Genomic DNA, 25,904 nt, shown 5'->3' with positions numbered 1-25,904 from the left:
TAAATATTGACGATTAATCTTCCACCTTCACTTTACCCTTGCTCTTTGCAATCACTTCTTCAGCGATATTGTTCGGAGCTGGGTTGTAATGGCTGAACTCCATGGTTGAAGTAGCACGGCCAGAAGACAATGAACGCAGCTGGGTTACATAACCAAACATTTCGCTCAATGGCACTTTAGCCTTGATCACCTGCAGGTTGGCACGGCTATCCATACCTTCCAGCATACCGCGACGACGGTTCAAGTCACCTGTCACATCACCCATGTACTGATCTGGCGTCAATACCTCTACTTTCATGATCGGCTCCAGCAACTGTGGCTTAGCCTTACGACCAGCTTCGCGGAAACCAGACTTCGCACACAATTCAAATGACATAGAATCAGAATCCACATCATGGTAGCTACCATCGAAAACGCGCACTTTCATGTTATTAACAGGGTAACCTGCCAATACACCAGTACTCATCGCCGTTTCAAAACCTTTCTGGATAGCAGGAATGAATTCTTTAGGAATAGAACCACCAAAGATATCGTTCACGAACTGGAAGCTCTTACCCTCGTTTTCTTTCAGCCACTCTTCATCAGCAGGACCGATTGAGAACTGGATATCAGCGAACTTACCACGACCACCAGACTGCTTCTTCAGCACTTCACGGTGTTCAACAGTAGCAGCAAATGCTTCTTTATAAGCAACCTGAGGTGCACCCTGGTTAACTTCTACCTTGAATTCACGACGCATACGGTCGATGATGATTTCCAGGTGTAATTCACCCATACCACGCAGGATGGTCTGACCGGTATCTTCATCTGTATTTACACGCAGTGTAGGATCTTCTTCCACCAGCTTGGCAATAGCCATACCCATCTTATCAACGTCGGCCTGCGTCTTAGGCTCAACAGCGATCGCGATTACAGGCTCAGGAATGAACATGTTCTCGAGGGTGATTGGATGGTTCTCATCACAAAGTGTATCACCAGTTTTGATTTCTTTGAAACCAACCGCAGCTGCGATATCACCTGCTTCGATGAAATCTACAGGGTTCTGCTTATTGGCAAACATTTTCATGATACGGCTGATACGCTCTTTCTTACCGCTACGTACGTTCAGTACATAAGAACCGGCATCGAGGTGGCCGCTATAACAACGGAAGAAAGCCAGACGACCTACGAAAGGATCGGTCATGATCTTAAACGCAAGAGCAGAGAATGGTGCTTTTGCATCAGCTTTACGCACTTCAGTTTCACCTGTATCAGGGTTAGTACCTACAGTATCTTCAATATCTACTGGAGAAGGCAGGTAGCGACAAACTGCATCCAATGCTGTTTGTACACCCTTGTTCTTGAATGAAGAACCACACATCATCGGAACGATGCTCAGATCGATGGTAGCCTTACGGATTGCTTCATGCATCTCAGCTTCAGTAATGCTATTTGGATCTTCGAAGAACTTCTCCATCAATTTGTCATCATATTCAGCTACAGCTTCAACGAGGCTTTGTCTCCATTCGTTGGCTTCATCAACCATATCAGCAGGAACATCGATCTCATCGAAAGTCATTCCTTCTGTTTCCATGTGCCAGATAATCCCTTTCATTTTGATCAGGTCAACTACACCCTTAAAATTATCTTCAGCACCGATTGGCAACTGCAAAGGCACAGCCTTAGCACCCAGCATTTCCTTCACCTGCTTAACCACATTCAGGAAGTCGGCACCAGAGCGGTCCATTTTGTTAACGAAACCGATACGAGGTACCTTGTAACGGTTAGCCTGACGCCATACAGTTTCAGACTGAGGCTCAACGCCGTCTACCGCCGAAAACAGGGCAATCAAACCATCCAGTACACGCATAGAACGCTCTACCTCTACGGTAAAGTCCACGTGACCTGGAGTATCAATAATGTTGAAATAGTACTTCTTGGTATCAGGCGTAGTCTTACCCAATACAGTTGGGAAGTTCCACTGGCAGCTTACAGCCGCTGAAGTAATGGTGATACCACGCTCTTTCTCCTGTTCCATCCAGTCTGTGGTTGCGGCACCATCGTGTACCTCACCAATCTTGTGGATCATACCGGTATAGCGCAGGATACGCTCGGTAGTAGTGGTTTTACCGGCATCAATGTGCGCGGCAATACCAAAGTTTCGTTGAAATTTCAAGTCGGCCATATGAAAGCTTTAAATTTTTCAGGGCGCAAAGGTAGTGATTCTGCTGATTGAACAATCTGCCAGCCCCGCTTTTCTATAAATGGGGATATTTTGCGGATACCGTGGGCCAGACAAACCCAATGAAAACATTTCAACACAAAAATTATACGCGTACCGTAATAATTCGGCAAATTGTGCAACCAATTCCATAACCAAAAAATCATTTATGAATTTCAAGCGTTCCCTGCTGGGCCTGATGCTCGCAATCTCCTCATTCACAGTTATTTCTGCTCAATCCATTGAGGAAATCCACACCAAACACTTGGCTGCTTTGGGCGGTGCTGCCAATATCAATGCAGTAAAATCCGTAAAAATGTCTGGCGGTATCAATGCGAATGGCATGAAAATCCCGGTAACGATCCAGATCCTGAACGGAAAAGGTTTCAAAGTTGAATTCACTGCCATGGGCATGACTGGTTATCAAATCGTAAACAATACTAAGGGTTGGAATTTTAGTCCATTCCAGGGCCAAACCAAGCCTGAGCCAATGACTGAAGACGATGTGAAAAAGAGCCAGGATGATTTGGAAATTTTCAATGATTTTGTAGACTATACCGCAAAAGGAAACACAGTTGAGTCGCTGGGTAAAGACGATGTTGAAGGCACTGAGTGCTTCAAGATTAAAGTAACCCTGAAGTCTGGTAAAGAGAAGACTTTGTATATCGCAACAGATAACTATCTCGTATTGAAGGAAACTGAGAAAACAACTGTCAACGGTGCTGATATCGAGATAAGCACCATGTTCTCCAACTACAAGAAAGTAGGTAACGTTTTATTTCCGCACACAATGAATATCAGCGTACAAGGTGAAATTAGCTTCGACACAATCGAAGTAAATCCAACCATTGATACAAAGACATTTGAAGTAGGCACCAAATAATTTTGAATTCCTCACCCGCACCCCGTCAACAGACGGGGTGTTTGTTTTAAACCCTGAACCATGCTCAAACTCCTGATGACAGCAACACTGGCTGTTGCTGCGTACACGGCCCAAGCTCAGCTAATCAATGCCAATACATTTGGTATGATGGAAGCCAGGCAACTCGGGCCAGGCACCATGAGCGGAAGAATTTCTGCTATTGAAGGTGTCAACAACGATCCTAGAATTGTTTATGTAGGTACTGCTGGTGGTGGTGTCTGGAAGACTACCAACGCCGGTGCTACTTTCAAACCTTTGTTTGATAAATACTGCCAGAGCATTGGTGCTTTGGCTGTTGATCAGAAAAATCCAAGAATCATTTATGTAGGTACGGGCGAAAGCAATATGCGTAACTCGGTATCCATCGGCGATGGCTTCTACAAAAGCACTGATGCTGGTGATAACTGGACGAGAATCGGTGGCCTGGACAGTACAGAGCATATCTCTCGTATTGTGATCGACCCCGCCAATTCAAATACCATCTATGTAGCTGCACCCGGACCTTTGTGGAGCGATAGCAAACACAGAGGCTTATACAAGAGCACCGACGGTGGCAAAACTTTCCAGAAGATTTTATACATCAATGAAAAAGCGGGTTGTGCTGAAGTTGCTGTAGATCCTACCAACAGCAATATCGTCTATGCGTCTACCTGGGAATTCCGCAGAATGCCTTATTCCTTCAACAGCGGTGGCGCCGGTAGTGGTTTTTATAAGAGTACCGATGGCGGTAAAACCTGGAAAGAAATTACCAACGGTCTTCCTGAAAAACCTTTTGGTAGAATTGCATTTGCAGTATCCCCTTCTGAGCCTAATAAACTCATTGCAATTGTAGAGAGCAAGAAAACAGGTTTATACATCAGTAACAATGGTGGAGAAGAATGGAAACGCCAGAGTGCAACGCTAAATATTGAAGCAAGACCATTCTATTTCAGTGTAATCCAGTTTGATCCAAAGAACGCCAAGCGCGTTTATCGTCCTGCATATACTTTCTCTTATTCAGATGATGGTGGTTATGCATTTGCCGATGCGCCCAGTGAAGGTGGTTTCCTACACAGTGATATGCATGCACTTTGGATTAACCCCAATAACACCAATCAAATGTATGTGGGTACAGATGGTGGTGTGTACATCAGTAACGACAAAGGTGCCAACTGGTTATTCTTAGCAGGCCTGCCTGTAGGTCAGTTCTATCATGTAGCAATCGACAATCACCAACCCTATTACCGCGTATATGGCGGTTTACAAGACAACGGTAGTTGGTACGCGCCAAGCTCACATCCTGGCGGTGTTTCAGTTAGCGAGTGGAAGGGTATTTATTGGGGCGATGGTTTCTGGACGCAACCTGACCTTACAGATCCCAATACTGCTTATGCAGAATACCAAGGCGGTAATATGGCACGCATCAACATCAGCACTTTGAAAACAACGCCTATTCAACCCAAAGAAGCACCGGGTGATGGCAAACTGCGTTGGAACTGGAATACACCAATTGTACTTGGCGCGAAGAATCCTAAAAATCTCTATACAGGTTCACAGTATCTGTATAAGAGTACTGATCAGGGAAGAAACTGGACAAAGATTTCTCCAGACCTTACTACCAACGATAAGAAAAAACAAGAACAAGATAATAGTGGTGGCTTAAGTGCTGATGTAACTTCTGCGGAAAACCATTGTACCATATTCACCATAGCAGAATCTCCGCTTGATGAGAATATTATCTGGGTAGGTACAGACGATGGTAATCTGCAATACACTACAGACGGTGGTAAAACATGGACCAACACTTCGGCCAATGTTGCAAAATCTGGTATAGCTGCTCAAAGCTGGATTAGTAGTATTGAACCAAGCAGATTTGATAAGCAAACCGTGTATGCCACTTTTGAAAACCATATGTATGGTGATCACAAAACTTATTGTGCCGTAAGTAAAGACATGGGTGCTACCTGGACCATGTTCAGCAGCAGTGAATTCAGCGGCTTTGCTCACAAGATTAAAGAAGATCTTGAAAACAAAGACCTGCTTTTCCTTGGTACTGAAATGGGCTTGTTTGCATCTGTTGATGCAGGTAAGACTTGGTTCAGAATGAAAAACAATATACCATGGTATGCCTTGGTAAGAGATTTGCAAATACATCCTCAAACGCATGATCTAGTTATCGGTACACATGGACGTGGTATCATCATCTTGGATGATATCAGACCTATGCGCACATTAACCAGCGCCATTGCTCAGCAAGACCTGTATATCTTCCCTCAACCAGATATGAGCCTGGAAATGGGTAAGATTGGCGGTGGTGCTGCACCAATTACTGGTGGCTGGGTTGGCGGCAATGCTCCGGGCATTACACCAATTCAATATTACTTGAAAGACAGAGCAAACGGCGATCTTAAAGTATTGATCAAAGATGCAGAAGGTAAACTGGTGCAAGAAATACCCGGTGGCAAAAGAAAAGGTTTGAACCGTATTTTCTGGAACCTGCGCATGACACCATCCAAAGTAGCTTCAGGCGGTACCAAAGTAGATTATGCAGCTTTGAATGCGCCACAAGTATTACCCGGTAAATACAATATTGAAATTACCTTGAATGGCAAAGTGTATAACACCCCATTCAATGTAATACATGATGCAGGTAACAAAGACTTGAATGAAGCGCAACGCAAACACCTATACGACCAGAATATGCGTCTTTACCGTGCGCATGAACAACTGGCAGGCGTAGTTGAAGGCATAGCAGCTAAACAGCAAGTACTGAAAACTGCCATGGATAAATTAAAGAATGCCAAGACCAAAAAACTGGCCGAGACATACTGGAATAAACTCGAAGAATTCAGAAGCACATTGTTGGCTACCAAACAAACTTCTGTGTTCGCAGATGAAAAGAAACTGCGTGAAGAAATCAGTGAAATCTATCTGGTGTTAATTGGTCAGGAAGTGGCCATCAGTAATTTGCAACAACAGAATGTAGATAATGTAGTCAACAAAGTAAACGAAGCTGCAAAACAGCAAGCTGCATTACTCGCTGAAACAGATGCGAAACTGAAAGCTGCATTGGCAAAAGAGCAGATACAGTTATAAGCAAAACCCTATCTCAATAAATATCCCTCTGCAATCAGAGGGATTTTTTTATGTGCATCATATCAATCTTCATCTGTTCATGCCCATGCTTTATCTCCTTTTTGGTAGGGCATACAACCATCATACTTGCCGGGCACAGCCACATGACGTAAGGCCTGCGTAGCACCAATCTCTGAGGTGAAATAACCTGTAAGCGTCAATTGCTTCATCATCTGAAAATAATGATTGGGCTCCTCACCCTTTTTCTTGGATTGATATTCTTTCCGCTCAGTATCCAATTGTTGCAACAACTTGGTACGCTCCTCAGCAGTACATTCCATAAATGACTTGCCATTTACTTTCTTACAAGCTTCCTCCAACTTGGTGATACCTTCCAGGAAAATCTGCTGATCTTTCAACTCATAGCAGTCTTTAACCATCACCTGCATAAACTCACCCACTTTAGCTGCTTTGGCGCCAGGTGTTTTGGTGGTAGGTAAAATGGTTTCAGCCACTTCATCCAACAAATCAATTTGTTCTGCACTTAAAGCAAAGCCTTTATCTGAAGCTGCATTCTTACAGCCAGTCAGCAGAAACTCTCCGCCAATTACTACCCCACCGGTAGCAAGGGCAACCATCTTGAGCAATTCTCTTCTGTTCATTTGTCGATGTTTTGTGGTGATCAGAGATTACCTTTTTTCAATTCTTTTACGGCAAAGTCTGCAGCACGTGCAGTCAGCGCCATATAAGTTAAGGATGGATTTACACAAGAAGCACTGGTCATACAAGCACCATCAGTAACAAACACATTGGGTGCATCCCAAACCTGGTTATTACCGTTGAGTACAGAGCTCTTAGGATCGCGGCCCATTCTGGCAGTACCCATTTCATGGATACCCTGACCAACTGCATAACCGGAGTCATAAGTATGTACGTCTTTTACACCTGCTGCTTCCAGCATCTCAGCTGCATCATTCATCATATCCTTACGCATCTTAATCTCGTTCTCCTTGATCTCTACATCCATTGCCAGAACCGGAAGCCCCCACTTATCTTTCTTGTTCTTATCCAGCATAATCTTATTCTCGTGATAAGGCAGCATCTCTCCAAAAGCAGTGATACCGATATTCCAATCACCTGCTTCACAAAGTGCTTCCTTGAAATCAGCACCAATTGTCATTTCAGCTACTTTATGTCCGCCACGATCTCTGCTGGCGCCTCCTTGGTAACCAAAACCACGCAGGTAATCTCGCTTATCATCATAGATATTTCTGAAACGTGGGATATAAATACCCGTTGGTCTTCTTCCGAAAGTGTATTTGTCTTCAAAACCATCAACTCTGCCGCCTGCACCTAATCTGAAGTGGTGGTCCATTACATTATGGCCTAACTCACCACTGCTGCTGCCCAAGCCTTCCGGCCAGATATCAGTAGCTGAGTTCATGAGTACCCATGTTGAGTTGAATGATGAAGCACAGAGGAATACAATTTTGGATTTGTATTCAATGGTCTTGTTTGTTTCTGCATCAATAATCTCTACACCGGTTGCACGCTTCTTGTCTTTATCATATAATACACGTGTTACGATGGAATGTGGACGCAAGGTTAAATTACCTGTTGCTCTGGCAGCAGGCAGTGTAGCAGATTGTGTGCTGAAATAAGCACCGAACGGACAACCCCTCCAACAACGATTCCGGTATTGACAATTCACACGATTCTGTTCAGGTTTAGGTTGCGTGATATTCGCACTTCTGCCGATGAACATGTGGCGCTGACCATTGTAATGTTTCTTGATTCGTGCTGCTACTTCTTTCTCCACACAGTTCATATCCATGGCAGGAAGAAAATCGCCATCAGGCAATACTTCCAATCCTTCTTTACTTCCCTGAATACCAGCAAAGCGTTCCACATAACTATACCAAGGCGCTACATCTTCATAGCGTATGGGCCAATCCACACCAATACCTTCTTTGGCATTTGCTTCAAAATCCCATTTGTTGAAACGATAACTCTGGCGACCCCACAATAGTGAGCGTCCGCCTACATGATAGCCGCGATACCAATCGAAGCGTTTGATCTCCGTATATGGACTTTCCTTTTCATTGGCCCACATACCAAAGGTTTCTTCATTTAACGGATAATCACGCTTGAGTACAGGATAGTCTTCACGCATCTGGCGTGTTGCCTGCCCTCTGTGCGGGAATTCCCATGATTCCTTGTTGGCATTCACATAATCTTTTACATGCTCAATATCGCGTCCTCTTTCGAGCAGCAATACTTTCAAGCCTTTTTCGGTGAGTTCTTTGGCAGCCCAGCCTCCGCTGATACCAGAGCCCACCACAATTGCGTCATAGGTGTTCGTCTCGGCCATGCAAATCGTTTTAGTTGAGGTTTGAAATTAAGGTTCTATTGATACAGTATGCTTACTTTTTGATGAATATCAAATCAGACATCACAGAGTTGTACCGCTTTGCGGAGTGAGCCTATCTTATCGGCCGCAACGGGAATAAATTCCTGTGCCACATAACCCTGATAACCCGTGGCTACAATAGCTTCCATAATTGCGGGATAATACAATTCCTGCGTCGTATCAATCTCATGCCTGCCGGGCACACCAGCAGTGTGGTAATGTCCAAAGTATTGATGGTTGTCTTTAATTGTACGGATGATATCTCCCTCATTGATTTGCATGTGGTAGATATCATAGAGAATTTTAAAATTGGGAGAACCAAGACGCTTACACAGTTCTACTGCCCAAGCAGATTTGTCCGCCATATAATCCTTATGATCAATCTTACTATTAAAGATTTCAATCTGCAGTACAACACCTTTCTTTTCAGCCAAGCCAATAATCTGCTTTAAACCTTCCACACAATTTTTGAGCCCAGTCTCATCATCCATACCATTTCTGTTACCACTGAACAGAATCAAGTTTTTATAGCCAGCTTTTGATACGAGCTCGATGTGCTCAGTATAATTTTTAATGAGTGTAGCATGATACTGCTTATCATTCCAACCTCTGGTTAACCCAATCTCCGCGCCATTACACATGGAGCTATCAATGCCATGCTGTTTTAATACAGGCCAGTCTTTGGGACCTACCAAATCAATGGCAGTAAAGCCAATTTTTTTGACTTCCACACAGAGTTGATCCAATGTCAGGAAATCAAAACACCACCTGCATACAGAATGATTGATCCTGCCTTTCAGTGCAGCTTGTTGTAACACTTCATGCCCTGCAGCATGCAGTTTGGGCAGACCAGTTGCAGCTAGTGCACCAGCGGTGAGATTTTTGAGTAATTGTCTACGCTGCATATCAGGCTGTTTGTTTCTTAGGATCCTTGAAGAATATCAGGAACAACACAGTTACTGCGCCTGCAAAAGCTGCAGGAATAATCCACACTTTCTGCCAGTCGTGTCCATCTGCTGTTTTATAATGCTCTGTCACCATTCCTGCAAACCAGAAGCCAATCAACATACCTACACCGTACGTCGCTAATGTAATCATGCCCTGTGCTGAAGAACGAATACGCTCACCAGCTCTTTCATCCGTATAAATCTGACCAGTAACAAAGAAGAAATCATAACAAATACCATGGAGAATAATGCCGATATAGAGTAACCAGGCCATGCTGTCTGCATTACCGAAATCAAAACAGAGATAACGAATCACCCAGGCCAACATGCCAATCAATAACATTTTCTTTACGCCCAGTCTGGTAAAGAACAAAGGCATCAAGAAGAGGAATAAGGTTTCACTCATTTGTCCCCAGCTCATTTTAAACGCAGCTTCAGGCACCTGCAATTCGTTCAAGAATTTATTGGTCTCCTGATAATAGAAAGCAAGCGGAATACAAATCAACACAGAACTCAAAAAGAAGATTAAATAGTTCTTATCCTTCAATAATGCTAACGCATCCAGACCAAGAATTTCGCGAACAGTAGTTGTGGTACCTGCTTTAGGCGGTGGTGTATTAGGCAGGAAGAAACTGAGCACACCCAATACAACAGAGACACCTGAAGAAATCAGGAAGGTTTGCTGCAGTTGCGCTTTCTGCTCTAAGCCTAGAATTTTACCAACGAAGATGCCGGCAACAATCCAGCCGATGGTTCCCCAAACACGTACTAGAGAAAATTGCTTTTCTGGACTATCCATTTGTTTCAATGCAATAGCATTCACCAATGCCAGTGTTGGCATGAAGATGATCATATAGCCCAGCAATAAAGAATAGAAACTATCGAAACTGCTTTGCTGATAAATGAAATACATCAAAACAGCACCGGCCAAATGAATCAGGCCCAATAATTTTTGTGCAGCAAAATACTTGTCTGCAATCAGCCCCATGATAAAAGGGGCAATGATGGCACCCAATGCCTGGGTTCCGTATGCCAGACCTGCTTGCGAATCAGAAGCAGCTATACTGCCTTTGGTGAGATAGGTACCCATTGTCACAAACCAGATACCCCAGATAAAAAAATTCAAAAACATCATCAGCGAAAGCTGGAAACGAACAGTTGATTTCATCAGTGTGTGGTTTTGGAAGCAATCAAAAAAATGCGTTCTAAATGTAGTGATTTTAAAATACATTAGCAGTCCACGCACAGATATTTTCGATTGCGGATTTTTCATCAAACGTTTGCATTATGAATAGAAAATTACGGATGGGTATGGTTGGTGGTGGTAAAGATGCTTTTATCGGCGCCATTCACCGTATTGCAGCCAATATGGATGGCATGATTGAATTGGTTTGCGGCGCACTCAGCATCAATCCGGAGGTAGCAAAAGATTCAGCCAAAAGTTTATTTCTTCCTGAATCCAGAACTTATCTCACCTATGAAGAGATGATCAAAGCCGAAGCTGCATTACCTGCAGATCAGCGCATGGATTTTGTTACCATCGTTACACCCAATTTCGCACACTTTGCTCCTGCAATGATGGCTTTGGAACATGGCTTTCATGTGGTGATTGAAAAGCCCATCACTTTCTCTCTGGATGAAGCCAAACAGCTGCAACAAAAAGTTGCAGAAACAGGATTACTGCTTTGCTTAACACATACGTATTCTGGTTACCCAATGGTGAAGCAGGCCAAGCAAATGGTGAAAGAAAACGCCTTCGGTAAAATCAGAAAAGTAGTCGTAGAATATCCGCAGGGCTGGTTAAGCAAGCTGAGCGAAAGAGAAGGCAATGCACAAGCTGCTTGGAGAACAGATCCCAAGCGTTCTGGTAAAGCGGGCAGCATGGGTGATATTGGTACACATGCCGCACATCTTGCCGAATATATTACTGGCTTAAAGATTACACAGCTTTGTGCCGATCTGAATATCATGGTGCCTGGCCGTATGCTGGATGATGACGGCAATGTGCTGTTGCGTTTTGACAATGGTGCAGCAGGTGTGCTGATTGCATCACAGATTGCAGCAGGTGAAGAAAATAATTTACGCATCAAAGTATATGGCGAGAAAGGCGGTATTGAGTGGTCGCAACAAGAGCCCAATACACTTTGGGTAAAATGGTTGGATCAACCGATGCAGGTGCTGCGTGCAGGCAGCAATTATGGCGTACACTTGTCCAGCTTTGCCACACACAATGCCAGAACACCGGGTGGCCACCCAGAAGGGTATCTGGAAGCATTCGGTAATATCTATAGAAATTTTGCACTTACATTGGCTGCAAGAATTGATGGCAGCGCACCAAATGCAGAGGCAATGGATTTTCCTGGTGTAGAAGATGGTATCCGAGGCATGGCATTTATTGATAATGTTGTTGCATCTGCCGGTATGGATACCAAATGGAAAACATTTGAAGTGTAAGAAAACTGAAATCGCTTGTATTATGAAAACCATTCAAGGACCAGGAATATTTTTAGCGCAGTTCTTAGATGATAAAGCTCCTTTCAATACACTGGAAAGCATTTGCGCATGGGCTGCATCGCTCGGATTTAAGGGCGTGCAAATTCCTACATGGGATGCGCGATGTATTGATCTGCAAAAAGCTGCCGAAAGCAAAACGTATGCAGACGAATTGAAAGGCATCATCAATAGTTATGGACTGGAGATTACAGAGCTGTCTACACACTTACAAGGACAGTTAGTTGCAGTACATCCTGCCTATGACGCCATGTTCGATGGCTTTGCACCGGAAGCAGTACGCAATAATCCCAAAGCCAGAACAGAATGGGCTGTGCAACAATTACAATATGGTGCAAAAGCATCGCAGAATCTGGGCTTGACAGCTCACCCTACTTTCAGTGGCGCTTTGCTTTGGCATACATTCCACCCCTGGCCGCAAAGACCTGCGGGTTTGGTGGAAGAAGGCTTTAAAGAATTGGCCAGAAGATGGACACCAATCCTCAACTACTTTGATGAGTGTGGTGTGGATGTTTGTTATGAGATTCACCCGGGTGAAGATTTATTTGATGGCATCACGTATGAAATGTTTCTGAAAGAAGTGAACAATCACCCACGTGCTTGCTTATTGTATGATCCATCACATTTTATATTACAACAACTGGATTATATCCAATACATCGATTTCTATCATGAACGCATACGTGCTTTTCATGTGAAGGATGCTGAATTCAATCCTACCGGCAGACAAGGCACATTCGGTGGTTACCAAGGTTGGGCTGATCGTGCGGGACGATATCGTTCTCCCGGTGATGGTCAGGTAGATTTTAAAACCATCTTCAGTAAACTCACGCAGTACAATTATCCAGGTTGGGCAGTGATGGAGTGGGAATGCTGCATCAAACATCCTGAAGTGGGTGCTGCGGAAGGTGCTGAGTTTATCAAAAAGCACATTATTCGTGTAACAGAAAAAGCATTCGATGATTTTGCCAATACAGCAACCGATGCCAATTTCAATCGTACTATCTTAGGACTTCAATAATTATAACTATGAAAAAGATTTTAGTTGCCTCATTGTTTATCGCAGCGGCAATTGCATGCGGAGGCGGTGCAAGTGAAAAAGCAAAAGAGACAGCAGCAGCTGCACCTACTGAGACTGCTGCACCTTCTGTAAGTGATAATCCGGATTACCAAAAAGGGTTAGAGCTCGTGGCCAAATCAGATTGTCTTACCTGCCATAAAGTGGCGGAAAAAAATATTGGCCCTGCATATCAGGAAGTAGCAGCCAAGTATGAGAACACTGAAGCCAATGTAAAAATGCTGGCCGAGAAAATCATCAAAGGTGGCAAGGGTAATTGGGGTGAAGTGATGATGACAGCACATCCTACCGTATCTCAGGCCGATGCTGAGCAAATGGTGAAATACATTCTCTTACTGAAGAAATAATCCTTTATGAAAAAGATATCACTACTGGCTTTTGTACTGATCACAAGTCTGATGGCAACAGCACAACACAATACTTTAACCAAAAAGGAAAAAAAAGTCGGTTGGCAATTATTGTTTGATGGCAAGACCAACAAAGGTTGGCACACATTCAATAAAACAACTATCGGCAGTGCCTGGCAGGTGAAGGATGATGCATTGATGCTGGATGCTTCTCAAAAAGAAAACTGGCAGACAAAAGGTGGTGGTGATATCGTTTCTGATGAAGCGTATGACAATTTCCATTTAAAATTAGAGTGGAAAATTGCCACTAACGGTAACAGTGGCATCATTCTCTTCATCAAAGAAGATCCCAAATACAAGTATGCTTGGGAAACCGGACCTGAAATGCAGGTATTGGATAATGCTGGTCACCCAGATGCCAAAATCATCAAACACCGTGCAGGTGATTTGTACGACCTGATTTCCTGTTCAAAAGAAACAGTTAAGCCTGCAGGTGAATGGAACCAGGTTGAAATTATCTCCAAGGATGGCCTGATTGAGTTTTACCTCAATGGCGAGAAAGTAGTGAGCACCACTTTCTGGAATGATGACTGGAAAAAACTCATTGCGGGCAGTAAGTTCAAATCAATGCCCGACTTTGGCAAATTCCCCAAAGGTCATATTGGTTTGCAAGACCACGGTGATAATGTGTGGTTCCGCAACATCAAGATTCGCAAATTATAATTCCCTGATCCAGATATTTCTGAAGCTTACCGCGTTACCATGATCTTGTAAGATGATGGGCTCTTTATTGCTATGTGCTTCATAGAAAGGTTGACCGATGTATACGGTATTGCCTCTTAACTCTACATTATTTTGAATGAGCACCCCATTGTGAAATACAGTGAATTTGGCTGGTGTGGCCATATTGCCATCAGAGAAAAAAGTAGGCGCAGTAAATACCACATCATATACCTGCCACTCACCTGGTTTCTTACTGGCGTTCACCAATGGAATGTGCTGCTTGTATAGACTACCTGCTTGTCCGTTGGAATAAGTTCGGTTATTGTAAGAATCTAAAATCTGCAATTCATATCTGCCCATCAGGAAAATACCGCTGTTACCACGGCCTTGTCCCTCACTTTCTACTTTAACCGGTGTTCTCCATTCGATGTGGAGCTGGCAGCTGCCAAAGCCCTGCTTGGTCATGATATCGCCTGTACCTTTTACCACCGTCATAGCGCCATCGGTCTCTAGCTTCCATTTAGCGACCCCGCCTTTCTTCGCCTGCCACTGATTCAAGTTTTTACCATCGAAGAGCACAATAGCGTCCGCAGGGGCTGCTGTGGGTGTTTTACCGGGTGCTACCATCGTAGGAACAGGTTCCCACACTTCTGTTTTCTTGGGATCGCCCTGTGTTTGTTGTGAAAATGCCGGAACTGCACAAATGCTAAGCATTCCAATAGCGCAAATATGTTTGATCATATTATATCAGGTTGGTTTGGATGTATTGATAGCTCTTACGGATACTGTCGAACGGAGAGCCGGGACATTGATCCTGTTCTACAAAAAAGTATTGCATACCGGAAAGTTTGGCTACAGCAAAGATTTTCTTGAAATCAATGGTACCGCTGCCCACTTCTGCAAAGGTTTTGTTGCCCGCGGCCATGTCTTTCACATGCCACATTACTACCCTGCCCTTGTGCGCTTTCATCACTTCAATGGGGTCTTTGCCTGCAAAGACAGTCCAGTACAAATCCATTTCAAACTTTACCAGTGAAGGATCGGTTTCCTTAGCCAAAATATCCCAGGCTGTAACACCGCCCAGATTTTCAAATTCGAAATCATGGTTATGGTAAGCAAGTGTCATACCACCATCCTTGGTGAGTTCAGCAGCTTTACTGAGTCGCGCCGCAAGTTTCTTATAGCCATCAGCATCTTTTCTGTATTGAGGCTCTAACCAGGGCACAACCATGTATTTGTGCTTCAAATGCTGTGCGTCTTCTACTGCACGCTTCCAAACATCATCATTGCCTTTAAACAGAAATTCTGGCAGATAATAGTGGCCGCTAGGCGTTGTTAACTTATTCTGTTCAAACAAGGCTGCAAAAGCCTTGGGTTCCATACCCAAGTATTTGCCTGCATCATAACCAAAGGTTTCCACTTGCTGATAACCGATCTGTGCAACCTTGGCAATAGTGCCCGGAATATCTTTCAACTCAGTACGCAGGGTATACAGCTGTACACCCGTTGCTCTTTTGCTTTTAAATAACGCTGATGGATTCACAGCTGCGGCAGTCGTTAGCAATGCAGCCTGACGGAGAAAATGTCTTCTGGTATGCATATGGCAATTTGAGCGTTTAAGATATAAAAAAACCTCAACGTTTCCGTTGAGGTTGTATCTATTTTGACAAATGTCATTTATACTTTGAAGTGGCTGAATGCCTTGTTGGCTTCTGCCATACGGTGTGTATCTTCTTTCTTTTTGAAAGCAGCACCTTCACCCTTGCTAGCTGCAACGATTTCGTTTGCCAGCTTATCGGCCATTGTACGACCGTTACGCTCGCGGCTGTAACGAATCAACCATTTCATGCTCAAAGAAATCTTTCTGTCAGGACGCACTTCAGAAGGAATCTGGAAAGTAGCACCACCGATACGGCGGCTACGCACTTCAACAGAAGGTGTTACGTTAGCCAGTGCTTTCTTCCATACTTCATAACCTTCTTCACCAGTGATTTTGCTCACTTTATCTACTGCATCGTAGAAGATGTTCAGCGCTGTGCTCTTCTTACCCTGCCACATCAGGTTGTTAATGAAACGGGTTACCAGTACATCGTTGAAACGACCATCGGGCGCTAAGGGTAATTTTTTGGCTTGTGCTTTACGCATTGTTTAATTTTTAAAAGGGGGCTGAATTTCTTCAAGTATTAAAACTTTACTCAGCCTATGAACAATTATTTCTTCGCTTTTTCTTTCTTAGTACCGTATTTAGAGCGGCTCTTCTTACGATCCTTCACACCAGCAGTATCCAAGCTACCGCGTACGATATGGTAACGTACACCTGGCAAGTCCTTCACACGACCACCGCGGATTAACACGATAGAGTGCTCCTGCAGGTTGTGACCTTCACCTGGGATGTAGGCAATCACTTCCACCTTGTTTGTCAAACGAACCTTTGCTACTTTACGCAGCGCAGAGTTTGGTTTCTTAGGTGTTGTGGTATATACCCTTGTACATACACCACGACGCTGAGGACATGCATCCAAAGCTCTTGACTTGCTCTTAGCCCTGATGATTTCGCGGCCTTTTCTTACTAATTGCTGTATTGTAGGCATTCTAAACCTTTTATTTTTTGGGACGGCAAAGGTAACTGTAGCACTGTGAAAAAACAAAAAACAAGAATGAATTTTTCCATTTTACCTGTTTTTCGGGGATAAAAAGCCCGCTTTGGGGAAAGCGGGCCAGTGCTATAGCGGCTTTTACCGGTTAAATCTTATACATCCAGCCATGCGTATCGGGCACAGCGCCGTAACGGATATCGTTCAGGCGAGCCTTCAATTCAGGAGCTGTTCTCCATTGATCCACATCGAATTGCATCACGTAGTCCTTGTAACGCAGCTCTTTGATCAGGGAAATAGTGGCGGCAGTACCCGTACCAAATACCTCATAGAGGATACCTGCTTTGTGGGCATCCATCAGGTCTTCGATCGTGATTTTTGCCTCGCTTACATCAAAACCCATCTCTTTCAGGATGGTCATGGCGCTATCGCGGGTAACACCAGCCAGGATGGTTCCATCTTCCAGAGATGGCGTAATGGCCTTATTACCAATGATAAAGAACACGTTCATGGTACCCGCTTCCTGCAGATAACGGTGCTCGAATGCATCTGTCCACAAAACCTGATCATAACCAAGTTTCTTGGCTTCGGCTGTTGCTAGCATAGAAGCGCCGTAGTTACCAGCTGCTTTGGCATAACCAACACCACCCGGCGCAGCGCGTGTATATTTTTCCTCTACATAGATACGCATGGGCGCAGCATAGTATGGTCCTGTTGGGCTGAGGATGATCATGAATTTGTAGGAATCAGAAGGCTTTACCCCAATCACTGGGTCAGAAGAGAACATAAACGGTCTGATATAGAGCGAATGGTCCTTCATATTGGGAATCCAGTTCTTATCCAACTCTATCAGCATACGCATACCTTCCATGAAGATCTCTTCCGGTACTTCAGGCATCTGCATGCGCTGGGCTGAAATATTGAATCGGCGGTAATTATCCTGCGGGCGGAAAATAAAAGCCTCGCCATCCGCATTCTTATAAGCCTTGATACCTTCAAAAATTGCCTGACCATAATGAATAGCAGCCGTAGATGGCTCCAGCAACAATGGCTGATATGGCTTGATCTCTACATTCTTCCACTCGCCGTTCTCGAAATCGGCTTCCAACATATGGTCTGTATAGTATTTACCAAAGGGAATATTCTCCAGCGTCATCTCATTCAGCTTGCTTCTTTCTACTTTGGTAACCGTTATATCCAGTGCAGCGGTCATAGTCATATATTTGAGCGCAAATAAACGAAAAAAAGAAAACTAACAGCTGTTAATATTTTCAACATGGGATTCACCAACCTGCGTTTACCGGAACATGTGATTGCCTCCTTATACAAGGATGATTTGGTGGTGATGGATTCCATTAAAAACAAAGCACCGGTACCAGCACCTCCTAAGACCGAAGCTGCTCCAGAAAAGCCTTTATTTCTTGGTAACAACCTGCAGCATATTGTAATCCTGGTGAATGACTCAAATGCAGTGCATGTGGATGATGCAGCATTGAATTTTCTAACCAATATTATTCAGGCTTGTAAGAAGAACTTGGGGGATGTGGCTATTGTCAATCTGGCCCATCATGCATTTGGCTATACAGAACTAAAAGCTAAACTTTCTCCAAAATATTTGCTGCTCTTCGATATTGCACCAAGCAGCATCCAGCTGCCATTTACTGTACCTAATTACCAGTTACAACAATATGATGGCTGCCAGTTTTTGTTTGTAGGCAATATGCTGAGCATGATTCCTGATACACAAGAAGCCAAACTGGAAAAAAGCAAGCTCTGGCTTAGCCTGAAAAAAATGTTCAATCTCTGACGATGCAGACTCTTGTTTTTGCCACCAACAATGCACATAAAGTAGCAGAGATCCGTTCTGTAATTGGGGATCTTTTTTCCATTATCACTTTGAAAGAAGCAGGCATTGCTATTGATATCCCTGAGCCACATGATACACTGGAAGCAAATGCCACAGAAAAATCCAGAACCATTTTCCAATTAACGCAGCAAAACTGCTTTAGTGAAGACACCGGTTTGGAATGCGCTGCACTCAATGGCGCGCCCGGCGTAAAAAGTGCACGCTATGCAGGCGAGAAGAAAGACTTTCAAGCAAATATTGATAAGCTGCTCTTAGACCTATCTGATAAATCAGATAGAAGTGCGCAATTCAGAACAGTTATCTCACTGATTCTTGATGGTAAAGAGTATCAATTTGAAGGTATTTGCAAAGGTCAGATCAGCGCAACACAAAGTGGCTCATCCGGTTTTGGTTATGACCCCATTTTTATTCCTGATGGAGATACCCGCCATTTTGCCGAGATGAATCTGGAAGAAAAAAATCAATTCAGTCACAGAAGAAAAGCAACTGATCAACTCATTGCTCTTCTACAAGCATATACCCAACATGGAACGCATTAAAATCAATTTGCCGGAACAATTTCATTTCACCACCGAAATACGCATTCGCATTACAGATGTGAATTATGGTGGTCATGTAGGCAATGACAGCTTTCTGGCATTGGTGCATGAAGCCAGGCAACAATTCTTATTGCATCATGGGTATTCTGAATTGCAATTTGAAGGCGTGGGCTTGATTATGGCAGATGCCGCGATAGAATTCAAAGCAGAACTCAATTATGGTGACACGGTAGCCATCAGTGTTGCCGCAGCAGGTTTCGACAAACTTGGCTTCGATCTCTATTACAAATTAGAAAAGATCACAGCTGAGACACGGATGCTCGCCGGCAGAGCTAAAACAGGAATGATGTGTTACAACTATACTTTACAGAAAAAAACAAGTACGCCTGAAGCTGCTATACAAAAATTACAAGCTGGCTAACCTACCACTCTATCATTCTATCATTCTATCATTCTATCATTCTATCATTCTATCATTCATTCATTGCATCACGCATTCCAAATCCGCCAATTGGCTTCAGCCTGAATACATAACATCTGGTATCCATTTTGTACGCTGGCACCCTTCAATCTCGCTTTTTGCATGAATCGTGTTTCTGCAGGATTATAGACCAGATCAAAGCAATGGTGGTGATTCGTTAATAGGTCATAAGGAATTGGCGCGCAGCTATCCACATCAGGAAAAGTACCCAAGGGAGTAGTATTAATAATCAACCGATGCTTTTCCATCAGCGTAACATCCAAAGCATCGTAAGCCAAACCCTTGCCTTTTGGATTGCGTGACACAAACTGATAACGAATACCCAATCTGCCCAATACAAAAGCCACGCCGGCCGCAGCACCACCCGTACCAAGAATCAGTGCATGCGTATGCTCGGGTTTTAAGTAGGGCAAAAGTGATTGTTCGAAACCAATGATATCTGTGTTATAGCCAACCAATTTTCCAGCATCTAACTTGATACAATTACAAGCTTGCATCGCTGCTACTTCGGGACTAAGTGTATCTAAATAATTTAGTACTTGTTGCTTATATGGAATGGTTACAGCCACGCCCGACAGGTGTGGATATTGCTGCCATAGTTTAGGAAACTGATCAATAGAAGGAATGGAAAAGTTCTCAAAAGCAACATCGGTTATCCCTTCGCGTGCGAATTTTTCTTCAAAATATTTTTTGGAGAAAGAATGCCCGAGAGGATAACCGATGAGACCAAATAAACGCATCTTATTTGTTCAGGTATAACATGAAGGTATCACCACGTAACCCAATACGCATTGCTTCCAAAGGAATCACTTCAGTAGGTGCAATATTCCCCAAGTTTACGTTACAACCTAAAAGTTCAAGGAAATACAATTGCTGGGCTTTCTGCGGTGCTTCCCAAATAATGCGCTCACCGGGTATTTGTGTTAGAATTTCCTGCACCAGACCTTCCCTCACTTCACCACTGCCACGATAGATACCCACATTACCTGCTTCACGTGCTTCAGCAATAACGTATGAAGAACCGGCTTCCAGTTCTGCGCGCATGAGTTCAATCCATTTATATGGAGGTATGATGTGTGCGGCATCCTTACTACCTACTTCGCTCAATACAGTACCATGCTTGGTCAGTTTTTCGATATAGCCGCATTTCTCTGCATGCGGAATAGTAATTGAACCATCACTCACTTCCATATAATCGATACCATAATCCTTACATACACTGATATAATCGTCAAACTGGTTACGGATCAGGAATGCCTCGAACAAAGTGCCACCAAAATAGAGGGGCATGCCATAAGTCTTGTATACTTCAATTTTCTCACGAAGATTAGGCGTAACAAAAGAGGTACCAAAACCCAATTTAACAATATCAACATGTGGACCGGAAGCACTTAAAAAATTATGTACTTCAGCAATACTCAGTCCTTTGTCCATCACCATAGTTAAACCGTTGGTACGAGGTTTCGTCGTGCGCTCAGGAATCTGTGTCAGGTTAAAATTCATATTGCTGCTCAATTTGATTCGCGCAAAAATAAATTAATCCCGCCAAGCAGCGGGATGATTAAAGTCATGCTTATACACATTAGATTTTTCTGCCCTTTTTATATCGGGCGATGATATCTACCACCTGTGGGTTTTGCAGGATGGAAGGATGGAGCTCAACAAACTTTTTCAGCAGCTTGGGCGCTTTCTCCATTGCTTGTTCCAATTGCAACAACCCTTCCTTGCTCTTACCAGATTGAAATAAAGCAGAACTGAGATAGAATATGAAAACCGGCTTTTTATCTGTGATATCCAAAGCCGCTTTACACTGATCTGCAGCTTCTTCAAACATTTCAGCTCTGAGCAAACAACGCACCAGTGCATCCCAGCCGGCAATATTTCTTGGCTTATTTCTAACTACACTACCAAAATACTGGATTGCATCTTTGTACTTATTAAGATTCATCAGGCACTCGCCCATCGCCAGATTGTACTCAGGCACAGAACGATGAATGCGCATGGCACTATCCAACTGTTTTACGGCAGATTGCCACTGATCTTCCAGCATATAGGTTACTGCAATCTTATAATGCAGTTTACTGTCATCCGGATTCAAGTGTGATGCTTTTTTATAATGAAAGCGAGCCTGTGCATAATTGTTCATGCGATGATAACAATGGCCGATGGCTTCATAGATCACATCTTCCGGCCTGCTTAGCTCCAGCACGCGCTCCAATACTTCAATAGCTTCTTTGTACTTGCGCAGGCGCAAATAAGCATCGCCCATATTGCGATAAGCGTAATCAAATTTTTCATCGATGGCTACTGCATACTGGTAAGCATCAATCGCTTTCTCATACAATTTCAGACCTTGATAAGCAGCAGCCAGATTAAACCAAGCCAGCTCATTATAAGGATGCTCTTCAATAATCCTTTGATGGAGGCGGATGCTTTCTTCATTTCGGCCGGTGAAATCAGTCCAGAAACAGATTTTATACAAAGCTTCCTCATTAGCGGGCTCCTGTTCCAGAATCAGCCGAAGGCAATCAAATACCTTATCAAATTCCTCGTAATCATCATAAACATCAGCCAGTTCGAAGAGAAGATCCAGCTTTTCCTCGCCTTCAAACCTATCAAGCGCAGCTTCCAGCAACTCTACGGCCCTGGCCTGTTGGTCTAATGCCAGATAGGCATCAGTCTTTAAAATATAGATATTGATATCGTTGCTATCGTACAAATCTGCGGTCTCCAGCAGGTTTAATGCCTCCTGGTAACGCCTACTTGCCAGCAATAGATCAGCTTTCTTCACCATCAAAGCACAGGAATAGGGATAGAGTTCGAGGCCTGCTTCACTTGCCTGAAGGGCTTCAGGCAGGTCGTCTTTGTCATCAAAGTAGTCGATAATACGCTCGAAATCCTCCTCTTCCAGAAAGGCGTGGCTACGGCCGTGCTTGAGGTTATCGTATTGACGCAGAAGCTCTTGCAGCGCTTCACGGTCTTCGCGGTACGGATGTTCGCTCATCGAATTCAATGGGTTTGCCTAATATAGGACAAAAAAACTTTTTTTCCTGACTCCATGTAACTTTTTTAAAAACTTAACGTCAGATGAACAGAAAACCAAATTTGCTGTTAAGTCGTATTTAATGGCATGAAAATTGTGAAATAGTTAAGAAACCCTATTTTTGTCTCAAATGACCAAACAAAACCATATTAAACACTTACTGATTGCCACCATCTTCGCGCTGGTAGCTCAGGCTGGTTTTGCGGCATTTTCATTTACTGGCCTCAGCGATGAGCGTAGTAAGAACAATAAATACTCCCTCAGAAACCTGAAATATTACTCGAATAAGTCAATCACTTATTCCGGCTTAAAGACAAGCCTTTATTTCAAGGGCACCCAGGTTATGGGACAAAAAGCCGAAGGCATTCAGGGTGGTACGGTATTCAATTCATACCTGCGCTACGACAACGGTAATACAAGTTTTGTTTTTCCTTACAAGTTTAAGGTAAACATGCCTTTACCAAAATTCAAGACGCCTACACCACAGCGTTAATTTCATATTCTTTCTAATTCAAGATTCTATATCCCGATTCAGGGATATCAAACTTTGATGCCGGTACCGGGCTTAAATTTACTTTGGATGCTGTGTACGTAATCTTCTTACCCCCTTGCTCTACTTCATACTCCAAGACAAACCCTGGAATATCTTTAAACTGGTATTCAAACTCACGAACAGATGGAACCATATCTGGTGTATAATACAGCTGAAAAGTTTTTCCATCTGTAAGGGTAAGCAATGCTTTTTTACAGGTGTAACCTGCTATAGATTTAGTTTCAGGTTGTACTACCAATTTGGCGCCCAAATAACGAGCAAATTGTTGCCTCCATTTAGCATTGTCTAATTTGGTCATAAACTTATTCTCACCAAATTCACGGAGCACTACTGCTTCTCCGGATGATTTATCGTATAAAAAAGACTGGCTAAAAGAGGGCGTCACCAAATCAGTTCTGGATTCATTGCCTTTGATATAAACAGTTTTGGTACTGGCTTTAAAAGAAGCAGCCACTTCTTTATCTGTCTCATTATCAGTTACAATAGTGTAATTCACGGTACACTCCGCAATCACTCTTTGGGCTTTAGCACCCAGAAATGTACCAACCAAAAAAAGCATGAGTATCGTTTGCTTCATACGCACTGTTTCTAAATACCTATAAAATTTCATGCCAATGTTAAATAAAAAGCCCCGACGTTGCTGTCGGGGCCTGTTTTTTATTTCTTTTTATTCTTTTCTTTCATGTCCTGGAGTTTCTTCTGACTCTCCATCATCTGATCATATCGTTCCTGCCATTTGCTTTTCACTTTCGGCTTTTGTTTATTGGCCTGCAACTGTGCTACAATCTTATCATGATTGATAATATAATTCTGGATCACGAACTGCAATGCCAGCGTCATCACGTTTGATACTGTATAATACCAGGTCAAGGCTGATGGCAAACGGTTAAAGATGAATAAAAGAATGAAAGGGAAAATATATGGCATGTATTTCAACGCAGGATTATCCTGAGTTGGCGTCATTGACATATTGTAAATAGAAATCAGGAAGCTGGTTAATACTGCAGTTAGGGTAAACAAGCTGATATGATCACCAAAGCCCATTGGGATACTGAATGGCAAACGCGCAATCACATCATACTGCGATAAATCATCTGCCCACCAGAAACTTTGTCCACGCAATGCTATTGCTGAATTAAAGAAACTATACAAAGCGAAGAAGATAGGAATCTGTAATAAGGCTGGAATACACCCACCCAATGGGTTTACACCTGCTTCACGGAACAACTTCATCTGCTCCATAGCAAAACCTTGCTGGTCATCACCAAACTTCTTCTTCAACTCATCCAATTCTGGACGTAAAGCCTTCATCTTGGCACCACTCAAGTAACTGCTATAGGTTAACGGAGAAGTAACAAGACGAATAAACAAAGTCAGCAAAGCAATTACCCAACCATAGCTGCTCACAAAGCCTGCAAAGAAATCAAACACAGGCATGATGATATATTTATTGATCGGACGAACGAATGCATACATATCGCGGCCAAGGTTCACCATCTTATCCATACCCGCTGCCTGCTTTTTCAGAATACTGTAGTCGTTAGGACCAAAGAAGAACTGGAATGGAATCGTAGCAGCAGCACTACTTACTTTAATCTGGAAATTCGCTTCCACATTGCCCAGCACATTCGTGGAATCTGTTCTACGCTCCCATTTAATATCGCCATTGCTAAATCCGTTCTTAGCAATCAATGTAGTATTAAAGAACTGTTGTACCACACCAATCCACTGACCTGATTTCTCAAACTTGTGCTCCGTTTTCATGGAGATATAGTCGAAGTCGTTGTCTTCAGAAAAACAGATATTGGTCATCTGACGCTCGTACTCAATATATTTTTCGTGTTGCAAAGGCTGTGCATTCCAGCGCATGTTGAGGTTGCCCTGCGTTAGTAATTTATCGCTACCCTTCACCACAACATCCCAATCCAGATTATAGCTGTTTGGCTTTAATACAAAACGGTGTTCCAGCGACTGTCCGTTGCTACCACTAAGTGAGAAGCTCACTTGCTGTGAACCATCTGCATTTTTCACCACATTACCTGCAGCGAAAAACAGATCAGCAGAACTAGCGGTAGTGGTATTGCTGGTGTTGATGGTATAACCAAGTTTCTCTCCGGCAGCTGCAAATAAATTTACTTGCTGACTGTCTTTGTGTGAAGCATATTTCTTAAGGGAAACTTGTTTTACCTGACCACCTTTATTACTTAATACAACGCTGATCAACTCGTTCTCCATCACCAGTGTAGACTCAGTTCCAATAGCAGCTGAACTAAAATCGCCGGCAGCAGCTACACGTACACTGGAATCTCTTTTGAGGGAGTCATATTTTACAGCAACTGTATCCAGCAACTTTGCCTTGGCAGCATTTACGCTGGCTACTGAGTCTTCAATGCGTTTTTGCTCGGCGAGATAGGCCGACTGGGTTTTATTGGTGTACCAGAAGTACACAAAAAATAAAATACCCAATAATACAAACCCGACAATCGTATTCTTATCTGTCTTCATACGTTTTCTTGCGTGAGGCGCAAAGGTAGGGAACGGGGGCAAGATTCAGGCTGCGATTTCAGGCAGCTTTAGCCGGCTTCTTCTCCTCACTTTAACACTGTTTGTTGCTGAAATTGTCTTTTCTTTACAA

25 protein-coding genes are annotated in these 25,904 nt (G+C 43.3%); 10 read left to right on the top strand and 15 right to left on the bottom strand.

Features of this window, described 5'->3' with window-relative positions; genetic code table 11:
* Positions 1-13: 13 nt before the first annotated feature.
* The gene (fusA, locus tag J0L83_00540) at positions 14-2,164 is read right to left on the bottom strand and encodes an elongation factor G (GenBank protein ID MBN8663032.1); all 2,151 of its coding nucleotides are present in this window, start codon (positions 2,162-2,164) and stop codon (positions 14-16) included.
* A gap of 205 nt (positions 2,165-2,369) precedes the next feature.
* On the opposite strand from fusA, the gene J0L83_00535 reads away from it, so the two are divergent.
* The gene (locus tag J0L83_00535) at positions 2,370-3,083 is read left to right on the top strand and encodes a hypothetical protein (protein MBN8663031.1); all 714 of its coding nucleotides are present in this window, start codon (positions 2,370-2,372) and stop codon (positions 3,081-3,083) included.
* 60 nt (positions 3,084-3,143) lie between these two features.
* The gene (locus J0L83_00530) at positions 3,144-6,197 is read left to right on the top strand and encodes a hypothetical protein (protein MBN8663030.1); all 3,054 of its coding nucleotides are present in this window, start codon (positions 3,144-3,146) and stop codon (positions 6,195-6,197) included.
* A 77-nt stretch (positions 6,198-6,274) separates the two neighbouring features.
* On the opposite strand, the gene J0L83_00525 is transcribed toward J0L83_00530, so the two are convergent.
* The 4 genes from J0L83_00525 to J0L83_00510 all read right to left on the bottom strand — a co-directional run bounded on the left by J0L83_00525 (position 6,275) and on the right by J0L83_00510 (position 10,701).
* The gene (locus J0L83_00525; GenBank protein MBN8663029.1) at positions 6,275-6,838 is read right to left on the bottom strand and encodes a gluconate 2-dehydrogenase subunit 3 family protein; all 564 of its coding nucleotides are present in this window, start codon (positions 6,836-6,838) and stop codon (positions 6,275-6,277) included.
* Positions 6,839-6,858: 20 nt separating this feature from the next.
* The gene (locus J0L83_00520) at positions 6,859-8,547 is read right to left on the bottom strand and encodes a GMC family oxidoreductase (protein ID MBN8663028.1); all 1,689 of its coding nucleotides are present in this window, start codon (positions 8,545-8,547) and stop codon (positions 6,859-6,861) included.
* Positions 8,548-8,621: 74 nt separating this feature from the next.
* Positions 8,622-9,491: a TIM barrel protein gene (locus J0L83_00515; protein ID MBN8663027.1), complete on the bottom strand. Its 870-nt coding sequence runs from the start codon at positions 9,489-9,491 to the stop codon at positions 8,622-8,624.
* A 1-nt stretch (position 9,492) separates the two neighbouring features.
* Positions 9,493-10,701, bottom strand: coding sequence for a nucleoside permease (locus J0L83_00510; protein MBN8663026.1), 1,209 nt, complete (start codon positions 10,699-10,701; stop codon positions 9,493-9,495).
* 119 nt (positions 10,702-10,820) lie between these two features.
* Here J0L83_00510 and J0L83_00505 point away from each other — a divergent pair, with 119 nt between their 5' ends.
* The 4 genes from J0L83_00505 to J0L83_00490 are packed head-to-tail and all read left to right on the top strand — an operon-like array spanning position 10,821 to position 14,192.
* Positions 10,821-11,987 (top strand): Gfo/Idh/MocA family oxidoreductase, encoded by a 1,167-nt coding sequence (locus J0L83_00505; protein MBN8663025.1) that lies wholly within the window; start codon positions 10,821-10,823, stop codon positions 11,985-11,987.
* A gap of 22 nt (positions 11,988-12,009) precedes the next feature.
* On the top strand, positions 12,010-13,065 hold the full coding sequence (locus J0L83_00500) for a sugar phosphate isomerase/epimerase (GenBank protein MBN8663024.1): 1,056 nt from the start codon (positions 12,010-12,012) through the stop codon (positions 13,063-13,065).
* Positions 13,066-13,073: 8 nt separating this feature from the next.
* Positions 13,074-13,469 carry a c-type cytochrome gene (locus J0L83_00495; GenBank protein MBN8663023.1) on the top strand — a complete coding sequence of 132 codons (396 nt, stop codon included), beginning with the start codon at positions 13,074-13,076 and terminating at the stop codon, positions 13,467-13,469.
* A 6-nt stretch (positions 13,470-13,475) separates the two neighbouring features.
* Positions 13,476-14,192 carry a DUF1080 domain-containing protein gene (locus J0L83_00490; GenBank protein ID MBN8663022.1) on the top strand — a complete coding sequence of 239 codons (717 nt, stop codon included), beginning with the start codon at positions 13,476-13,478 and terminating at the stop codon, positions 14,190-14,192.
* Here the strand turns inward: J0L83_00490 and J0L83_00485 are convergent.
* The 5 genes from J0L83_00485 to J0L83_00465 form a co-directional block, all read right to left on the bottom strand.
* Positions 14,187-14,933, bottom strand: a complete 747-nt coding sequence (locus tag J0L83_00485; GenBank protein ID MBN8663021.1) for a DUF1080 domain-containing protein — start codon at positions 14,931-14,933, stop codon at positions 14,187-14,189. The genes J0L83_00490 and J0L83_00485 overlap by 6 nt on opposite strands.
* Position 14,934: 1 nt before the next feature.
* Complete coding sequence (locus tag J0L83_00480) at positions 14,935-15,792, bottom strand: sugar phosphate isomerase/epimerase (GenBank protein ID MBN8663020.1); 858 nt, start codon at positions 15,790-15,792, stop codon at positions 14,935-14,937.
* A 77-nt stretch (positions 15,793-15,869) separates the two neighbouring features.
* Positions 15,870-16,337, bottom strand: coding sequence for a 30S ribosomal protein S7 (gene rpsG / locus J0L83_00475; GenBank protein MBN8663019.1), 468 nt, complete (start codon positions 16,335-16,337; stop codon positions 15,870-15,872).
* Positions 16,338-16,402: 65 nt separating this feature from the next.
* Positions 16,403-16,783, bottom strand: a complete 381-nt coding sequence (locus J0L83_00470; GenBank protein MBN8663018.1) for a 30S ribosomal protein S12 — start codon at positions 16,781-16,783, stop codon at positions 16,403-16,405.
* Between the two features lie 151 nt (positions 16,784-16,934).
* The gene (locus tag J0L83_00465; GenBank protein MBN8663017.1) at positions 16,935-17,999 is read right to left on the bottom strand and encodes a branched-chain amino acid aminotransferase; all 1,065 of its coding nucleotides are present in this window, start codon (positions 17,997-17,999) and stop codon (positions 16,935-16,937) included.
* A gap of 63 nt (positions 18,000-18,062) precedes the next feature.
* On the opposite strand from J0L83_00465, the gene J0L83_00460 reads away from it, so the two are divergent.
* Genes J0L83_00460 through J0L83_00450 form a run of 3 tightly spaced genes read left to right on the top strand, consistent with a single transcriptional unit; the run spans position 18,063 to position 19,613 of the window.
* On the top strand, positions 18,063-18,593 hold the full coding sequence (locus J0L83_00460) for a hypothetical protein (protein ID MBN8663016.1): 531 nt from the start codon (positions 18,063-18,065) through the stop codon (positions 18,591-18,593).
* A 2-nt stretch (positions 18,594-18,595) separates the two neighbouring features.
* Positions 18,596-19,192 carry an RdgB/HAM1 family non-canonical purine NTP pyrophosphatase gene (rdgB, locus tag J0L83_00455; protein ID MBN8663015.1) on the top strand — a complete coding sequence of 199 codons (597 nt, stop codon included), beginning with the start codon at positions 18,596-18,598 and terminating at the stop codon, positions 19,190-19,192.
* Complete coding sequence (locus J0L83_00450) at positions 19,179-19,613, top strand: acyl-CoA thioesterase (protein MBN8663014.1); 435 nt, start codon at positions 19,179-19,181, stop codon at positions 19,611-19,613. The genes rdgB and J0L83_00450 overlap by 14 nt, the downstream gene beginning before the upstream one ends.
* Before the next feature lie 68 nt (positions 19,614-19,681).
* On the opposite strand, the gene aroE is transcribed toward J0L83_00450, so the two are convergent.
* The 3 genes from aroE to J0L83_00435 form a co-directional block, all read right to left on the bottom strand.
* The gene (gene aroE, locus J0L83_00445; GenBank protein MBN8663013.1) at positions 19,682-20,413 is read right to left on the bottom strand and encodes a shikimate dehydrogenase; all 732 of its coding nucleotides are present in this window, start codon (positions 20,411-20,413) and stop codon (positions 19,682-19,684) included.
* Between the two features lies 1 nt (position 20,414).
* Positions 20,415-21,176, bottom strand: coding sequence for a phosphosulfolactate synthase (locus J0L83_00440; GenBank protein MBN8663012.1), 762 nt, complete (start codon positions 21,174-21,176; stop codon positions 20,415-20,417).
* 79 nt (positions 21,177-21,255) lie between these two features.
* Positions 21,256-22,677 (bottom strand): tetratricopeptide repeat protein, encoded by a 1,422-nt coding sequence (locus J0L83_00435; GenBank protein MBN8663011.1) that lies wholly within the window; start codon positions 22,675-22,677, stop codon positions 21,256-21,258.
* A gap of 169 nt (positions 22,678-22,846) precedes the next feature.
* Here J0L83_00435 and J0L83_00430 point away from each other — a divergent pair, with 169 nt between their 5' ends.
* Positions 22,847-23,209 carry a hypothetical protein gene (locus J0L83_00430; protein ID MBN8663010.1) on the top strand — a complete coding sequence of 121 codons (363 nt, stop codon included), beginning with the start codon at positions 22,847-22,849 and terminating at the stop codon, positions 23,207-23,209.
* 13 nt (positions 23,210-23,222) lie between these two features.
* Here J0L83_00430 and J0L83_00425 read toward each other — a convergent pair whose 3' ends face one another.
* Both J0L83_00425 and yidC read right to left on the bottom strand, forming a co-directional pair.
* Entirely contained in the window at positions 23,223-23,846 is a 624-nt protein-coding gene (locus J0L83_00425; GenBank protein ID MBN8663009.1) for a hypothetical protein, read from the bottom strand.
* Positions 23,847-23,926: 80 nt separating this feature from the next.
* Positions 23,927-25,774: a membrane protein insertase YidC gene (gene yidC / locus J0L83_00420; protein ID MBN8663008.1), complete on the bottom strand. Its 1,848-nt coding sequence runs from the start codon at positions 25,772-25,774 to the stop codon at positions 23,927-23,929.
* Positions 25,775-25,904 lie beyond the last annotated feature (130 nt).

Source organism: Chitinophagales bacterium (assembly GCA_017303835.1).
GTDB lineage: Bacteria > Bacteroidota > Bacteroidia > Chitinophagales > Chitinophagaceae > JAFLBI01.
This window is presented reverse-complemented; position numbering and strand designations above follow the sequence as displayed.